At 36.5% G+C, this 6,189-nt stretch carries 6 protein-coding genes and 1 pseudogene; 2 read left to right on the top strand and 5 right to left on the bottom strand.

The window, feature by feature from the left end:
- Positions 1 to 125: 125 nt before the first annotated feature.
- A complete protein-coding gene (locus tag CP367_RS08060) occupies positions 126 to 770 on the bottom strand; it encodes a serine dehydratase beta chain (protein ID WP_089145990.1) in 645 nt (214 codons plus the stop codon).
- A gap of 128 nt (positions 771 to 898) precedes the next feature.
- On the opposite strand from CP367_RS08060, the gene CP367_RS08055 reads away from it, so the two are divergent.
- Positions 899 to 1,192: a hypothetical protein gene (locus CP367_RS08055; protein WP_013086563.1), complete on the top strand. Its 294-nt coding sequence runs from the start codon at positions 899 to 901 to the stop codon at positions 1,190 to 1,192.
- Positions 1,193 to 1,244: 52 nt separating this feature from the next.
- Here the strand turns inward: CP367_RS08055 and abc-f are convergent, their stop codons facing one another.
- From abc-f to pyrF, 4 genes and pseudogenes are all read right to left on the bottom strand, one after another.
- A complete protein-coding gene (gene abc-f, locus CP367_RS08050; protein ID WP_089145989.1) occupies positions 1,245 to 2,747 on the bottom strand; it encodes a ribosomal protection-like ABC-F family protein in 1,503 nt (500 codons plus the stop codon).
- 270 nt (positions 2,748 to 3,017) lie between these two features.
- Positions 3,018 to 3,551, bottom strand: a pseudogene (locus tag CP367_RS08045) (chloride channel protein); the annotation flags it as partial.
- Between the two features lie 64 nt (positions 3,552 to 3,615).
- Entirely contained in the window at positions 3,616 to 4,254 is a 639-nt protein-coding gene (gene pyrE, locus CP367_RS08040; RefSeq protein ID WP_005723271.1) for an orotate phosphoribosyltransferase, read from the bottom strand.
- A gap of 1 nt (position 4,255) precedes the next feature.
- The gene (pyrF, locus tag CP367_RS08035; protein WP_089145987.1) at positions 4,256 to 4,960 is read right to left on the bottom strand and encodes an orotidine-5'-phosphate decarboxylase; all 705 of its coding nucleotides are present in this window, start codon (positions 4,958 to 4,960) and stop codon (positions 4,256 to 4,258) included.
- A 250-nt stretch (positions 4,961 to 5,210) separates the two neighbouring features.
- Here pyrF and CP367_RS08025 point away from each other — a divergent pair, with 250 nt between their 5' ends.
- Positions 5,211 to 6,134: a dihydroorotate dehydrogenase gene (locus CP367_RS08025; protein ID WP_023488811.1), complete on the top strand. Its 924-nt coding sequence runs from the start codon at positions 5,211 to 5,213 to the stop codon at positions 6,132 to 6,134.
- Positions 6,135 to 6,189 lie beyond the last annotated feature (55 nt).

Below are 6,189 nucleotides of genomic sequence, written 5' to 3'. Positions count from 1 at the left end.
ATCATTCATGAAGGAGTTCTTCTTTCTGTATGTTTTTTTTTGTTCAAACCAATCATACGAGAAAGGAACTCCTTTTTCTAATGTTTAAAGAAATAAATTTAAGGAATCAGTCATCCTTACACAAACTATTTTACAGTCTCTAGTTCTCGCAATAAATCAGGATGAAGATAATTTTCTACATCATATTCATAAATATTATAGTTTTTAGTATGAAAAATTCGTTTGCGACTAAAGGGTGCTTTTTCGTGCAAGAGCGCGGTAAGCTCTTGTTCAATGCGAATGTTTTTGTGTGGATCAACTAAAATAATAATAGGTAATGCACCAGCAGGTTGAATCTCGGTATTATGTAAGACAATTTTGCGAATTTCAATTGCACCACCACCGATAGAGCATCCAGCCAATTCCACTTTCTTTTTATCATTAGACATATTTAAAATAGCAGTATTAGGGTGACCAATTGGGCTAGGACCATCTTCTTCAACAAAACGTAAATCTACGCCGCGCTGGCGTGCAATCTCAGGTGCCTTTGGTACGCGTAGATCGTCTGAGTCAAAGCCTAAAATACCTGTCGCAATAGCATAGTCTGTTCCATGACCACGGTGAGTTTGGGCGAAAGAGTCGTAATAATGAACGGTAACTTTACTCGGGGTACCGCCAAAAAGTTTGTAACCAGCGCGTCCAATAGCGACGGCTCCGGCCGTATGTGAACTTGATGGTCCCACCATTACGGGGCCAATAATGTCAAAAACACTTTTATACCGATTAGTCATTTTAATCCCTGCTTTGTAAGTTATTCTGTTTTTAATTATAACGAATAATAAAGAAGATTAAGAAAGTTTTTTGCAATTTTAGCCGAAGTTTTGTCATAATAATATGAAAAGTGAAAGAGGTTGGTTAAATGACTAAAGAAAAAGCAGAATTAAAACAAAATTTGGAGCATCTAGCTGAGCAAAAGGGCAGCCAGCAGGCAGTTTCTTACCAAGACTTGTTTACACCACAATTGATGCAAAAGTATACTAGATTTGCTACTATTGACTTTTTTGTCAGAGAATTGGGCGTGAAAGACTTTACGCAAATTGAGCAGATGGCGATAGATCAAGTCGATGAATTTGTTAAAAAAGAGACCAAGTTTGCTAGCTGGGAAGAAATGCAACAAAAGGCAGTTAGCGAGTACATGATGAAGTTATTTTAGCAACAAAAAGCGAGTTAGTATTAACTTTAAAACTAACTCGCTCTTTTATTTACTATGTTAGGTGAATGACTTGAGCACCTAATTCATCAATAAAGCGCTGATCATGTTCAATTACTAGCATAGTAGGATGATATTTTTTAATTAATTGAATAATTTGTTCTTGGTTAAAGACATCTAAATAGTTCAAAGGCTCATCCCAAAGATACAAATTTGCTGGTTCAAGTAAGGACTTGGCTAAGTAGACCTTTTTTTGTTGGCCTGAAGACATTTGATTAATTGAATTAGTGAATATATCACGTTCAGTACCTAATTTGTGTAAGATATTGAGAAAATCGGCATAGTTAAGGTGATGCTTTTGGGCAAAATCTTTTAATGATAGGTTATTAGATTGTTCAATCTGTGATAAATAGGAGATTGAAATCTTATCAGCTGAATGCAATTTGCCAGTAATTGTTCCAGCAAAAGTATTAGTAATTGCCTTAAACAAACTAGATTTTCCTATACCGTTTTTACCAGTAATCACAATTTGGTAACCACGCATTAAATCAAAGGTAGTAGGTTGGAAAAGGGGAAGCTTGTCATAAGCAAGGCTAACTCCTTTAGCAGTAATTAGATGTTTATGATGGTCGGGGACAAAATTCATGGCTAGGTCATTGTCTGCTTCAATATTTTTTAAAAGACCTTTTCTTTCTTCGATATTTTTATCTAATCTTGCTTCTACATTTTTGGCAAGTTTCATTTTTTTGGCGGCTTTGTGTCCCATGAATCCTTTATCGTAAACTGTACTTCTATGTCGAATATCGCCTTTCATCTTGGCTCCCGCATTTTTGTTGCTTTCGGAACGCTGGGCAAAAGTTTGCATCTTTTGTTGACTGGCATGGAGATTTTTAATTTGCTTTTCTAACTTTGCATTATAAGCGATATTAGATTCATCCTCTAATTCCTTTTGTTTTTCATAACGAGTATAGTTTCCTTGTTCCAGCCTAATTTTTTGCATTTCAATTGCTAGAGTGTGATCGACAACTTTATCTACAAAATTTCGATCATGGCTGATTACAATTAATCCCTGTTTTTTATTATGCAGATATTGTGCTACTTGATTTCGTGTATCTTCATCGAGGTGATTCGTTGGTTCATCTAGTAGGGCAAAAGAATGTTGATTAATAAAACAAAGCGCCAGTAAAATTTTTGTTTGTTCACCGCCACTAAGTGTTGAAAAGGGCTGCCAAATGATATTTTCTTTAGCATGAAGCAGATTTAATTCTCGTTTTAACTCCCATTCCTCAAAATTAAACTGTTCTTGTAAAGCATAAATAGTAAGGTTATCGGGATCATTAATTACCTGAGGATAGTAATTGAATTCTAAATCACTTTGAATAGTTCCTTGATATTCGACCTGTTTTAGCAGCATTTTCATAAAAGTGGTTTTGCCGCGACCATTACGACCGATTAAGCCAAGTTTCCAATTAGAATCGAGATTTAGGTTTAAATTATCAAAAATTTTATCCTGACCGTCATAGGCAAATGAAACGTTTTTTAGTGAAATTGTAGACATAAAAAAGCACCGTCCTCTCAAACTGTGCTTATGATCTGAGAAAATGGTGCCTGATAGATTAGTCCAAGTTGGCTAATCTATAATTATTCTTAATTTAAATTAAAGAAAATCACGCAGACTAATTTCTGATCACAAGCAAAAAGTACATCCTTAAACTGATAGAATGCATTATTTTTTACTTAACGAAAATCAGAAATTAAAAACGCATCGGCGTGAGTCCTCCTATTACTTGAATTGATTAATCTGGTAATACTTTACCATCAAATATAATTATTTGTCAATATTTTTATGATAATTCATTTGCAAGCGTAAGGCCTCGTAAATTGGTTTTCCACCTAAAATGTCCAGAATGTAGTAAGCAACGAAAGTAACAATAATCATTGGCAATACTTGCTGGACAGTTCCAATCATTTCAGTCAGCAGCATAATTGCTGTGAATGGTGCTTTTTCTATTGCACCAAAATATGCGGCCATGGAAATCACTAGGATATGAGGGAAGTACGTTGGCAAAATAATCTGCGATTTTATCATAATATTGGCGCAAATTATTCCCAATAATGCCCCAAGAACTAGGATAGGCATGAAAATACCACCAGGTACGGAAGAACCATATGAAAGCATTGAAAAGACAAACCGAATTATCAAGAATAAGATCGGTAGTAAAAGAAAGTCCCATGATCCAAAGGCTTTGACATTCCAATTCAAATTAAATAAATTATCAATTAACACATGTGAACCACCGAGTAAGTGGGCATTAAATAGACCAACTGGAATAATTAAAATTAAAGGAATGATACTGTGATAGGCAATGTCATTAAGTTAAGCTAATGACATTGTCAAACTGAAACTGGTCTTTATTTTGGCTTAATTATTTTTCGAATTGTTTGCCCCAAGCCCATGGATCTTCGTGCCAGGTCTTCAAGACATCATATTGCGAGCTAGAAATATGACCTGACTCATTTTCCTTTTTGAGTAATTCAGGGTAGGAAAGAAGCGGAGCATATTTAACATTAGCTTTAGCAAAGTTTTCTTTTGCATCTGGCAAGTAGTAGGTGAAAATTGAAGAAACGCCAATGACGTTGCCGCCATCTTTTTCAGTTGCTTTAACTGCATTTAAAACGGAACCACCAGTGGTGATTAAATCATCGATTAAAACGATCTTATCATCTTTGCTGAAACGGCCTTCAATTTGGCGGCCTTTGCCATGATCCTTTGGCTTAGGACGAACATAGATCATTGGTAAGTGCAGTTTATCTGCAACCCATGCGGCATGGGGAATACCGGCGGTAGCGACGCCACCAATAATAGTAGCCTCAGGGAATTCTTTGGCGATTAAATTAGCTAAATCACCAGCAATCATATCGCGTAATTCTGGATATGAAACCGTTAACCTAAGGTCGGTGTAAATTGGAGAAAGCATCCCACTTGCGTAAGTGAATGGTTTGTCAGGTGAGATAGTGATAATTTTTTCTTGAATAAGTTGACTGATAATTTGATCCTTATGCATTTTAGTTAAACTCCTTTTTAATTGCTTCATATGCAGCTTCTGGGTCACTGGCTAAAGTAATTGGCCGTCCAACAACAATAGCGCTTGAGCCCCATTCTTTGGCTTGCGCTGGTGTGGCCACGCGAGATTGATCGTCTTTAGCATTGCCAGCAGGCCGAATTCCCGGTGTGACATATAAAAAGTCATTGCCAACTTTTTCGTGTAATTCTTTTACTTCAAGTGGTGAACAAATAACCCCATCTGCTCCAGAGTGCTTAGCCATTTTTGCTAGCGAAAGAACTTGCTCTTTCATTGACAGTGCGCAATTTTGTTCATGTGCCAATACTTCATCAGAAATCGAAGTTAATTCGGTTACTGCTAGTAACTTAGGCACGCTTTTGCCAGCAGGTGTACCCGCGATTAAACCGTCTTTAGCTGATTTGATCATTTGACTTCCGCCTAAAGCATGAACGGTAGTAAAAGTAATTCCTAACTTAGCTAATTGTTTAGCCCCGTTATAAACGGTATTAGGGATATCATGCAATTTTAGATCCAAGAAAATCTTATAACCTTGCTCAGCTAAGTCTTTAACCACTTGGTTGCCAGCGTGATAGAATAATTCCATACCGACTTTGATAAAGACGTTTTCTGGTTTGCCTAATTTAGACAAAATCTTATGCAGTTGCTCTTCATTGTCAATATCTAATGCAACAATTACAGGTTTCATTTTTCCTCCACAAAAAAAGTCTATCTTAGCGCAGAGAGACACCAAGGATAGACTTTTCCTAGATAATTTAAGTCAATATTTTGAACTTGCGGTCTCTCTGTACCGTTTAAAGTTTGATCAAGGTGAAGTTTAACACCTCAAAAGTAAAAATACAAATAAAATTTTTGCTTGGAAAAAATTATAATCACGTGTAGAATCATTTCTTGAAAAAATAAAGAGTGTCCGTGAGCATTCATTTTGGAGGAAAATTATGGTTAATACACATGTAAAATTACCAGGTTTAGATTTGAAAAATCCAGTTATGCCAGCAAGTGGAACTTTTGGCTTCGGCGATGTGCCTGCAGCTAAGAAGTTTGATTTAAATGATCTTGGAGCAATGGTTATTAAGACAACTACGCCACATGCAACCATAGGTAATCCGCAACCACAGATTGCCGTTTTAGATGATGGGATTTTGAATTCGGTTGGTCTTACTAATCCTGGTGTGGACAAGGTGATTAGTGAAAAGTTAGAACCATTGAGAAAACAATATCCAGAATTACCGATCGTGGCTAGCGTTGGCGGTGATAGTGAAGCAGATTATGTTGAAGTAGCAAAAAAGCTGTCAAATTCTGGCTTGGTTAATGCTTTAGAAATTAATGTTTCTTGTCCTAATGTGGCCCAAGGTGGAATGAGCTTTGGCGTGCATGCCGATGTGGTTGAAGAATTGACTAGAAAAATTAAAGCAGTTGTCAATATTCCAATTTATGTGAAGTTAACACCAAATGTGACTGATATCACTGTAATTGCTAAAGCTGCCGAAAAGGGTGGTGCCGATGGCTTATCGATGATCAATACATTGCTAGGGATGCGAATTGACGTGAAAAAACGCAGACCACTGTTAGGCCATAATATGGGCGGTTTATCAGGTGAGGCTGTTAAGCCAATAGCTATTAGAATGATTAGTCAAGTGCGTCAAATTACTTCTTTGCCAATTATTGGCATGGGTGGCATTGCTTCGGCCAAAGATGTGGTGGAATTTATGTTAGCAGGTGCTAATGCCGTAGCGGTTGGTACTGCTCATTTTAAAGATAGTATTGCTTCTAAGCATATTGCAGATGCCTTGCCGCAAGAACTTGAAAAATTAGGCATTGAAGATATCAATGAATTAGTTGGTCAAGTAAAATTTAATTAGAGCTTGACAAACGTTTTTAATTACAGTAACTTTAAAGCAATGAATGTCCTTTAAA

It is taken from the genome of Lactobacillus sp. UMNPBX16 (assembly GCF_002553775.1).
GTDB classification, from domain to species: Bacteria; Bacillota; Bacilli; order Lactobacillales; family Lactobacillaceae; genus Lactobacillus; species Lactobacillus crispatus.
This window is presented reverse-complemented; position numbering and strand designations above follow the sequence as displayed.

Coding starts and splice junctions, on each gene's coding strand:
- CP367_RS08060 (WP_089145990.1), bottom strand. CDS start 770: ATGACTAATCGGTATAAAAGTGTTTTTGACATTATTGGCCCCGTAATG.
- CP367_RS08055 (WP_013086563.1), top strand. CDS start 899: ATGACTAAAGAAAAAGCAGAATTAAAACAAAATTTGGAGCATCTAGCT.
- abc-f (WP_089145989.1), bottom strand. CDS start 2,747: ATGTCTACAATTTCACTAAAAAACGTTTCATTTGCCTATGACGGTCAG.
- pyrE (WP_005723271.1), bottom strand. CDS start 4,254: ATGCATAAGGATCAAATTATCAGTCAACTTATTCAAGAAAAAATTATC.
- pyrF (WP_089145987.1), bottom strand. CDS start 4,960: ATGAAACCTGTAATTGTTGCATTAGATATTGACAATGAAGAGCAACTG.
- CP367_RS08025 (WP_023488811.1), top strand. CDS start 5,211: ATGGTTAATACACATGTAAAATTACCAGGTTTAGATTTGAAAAATCCA.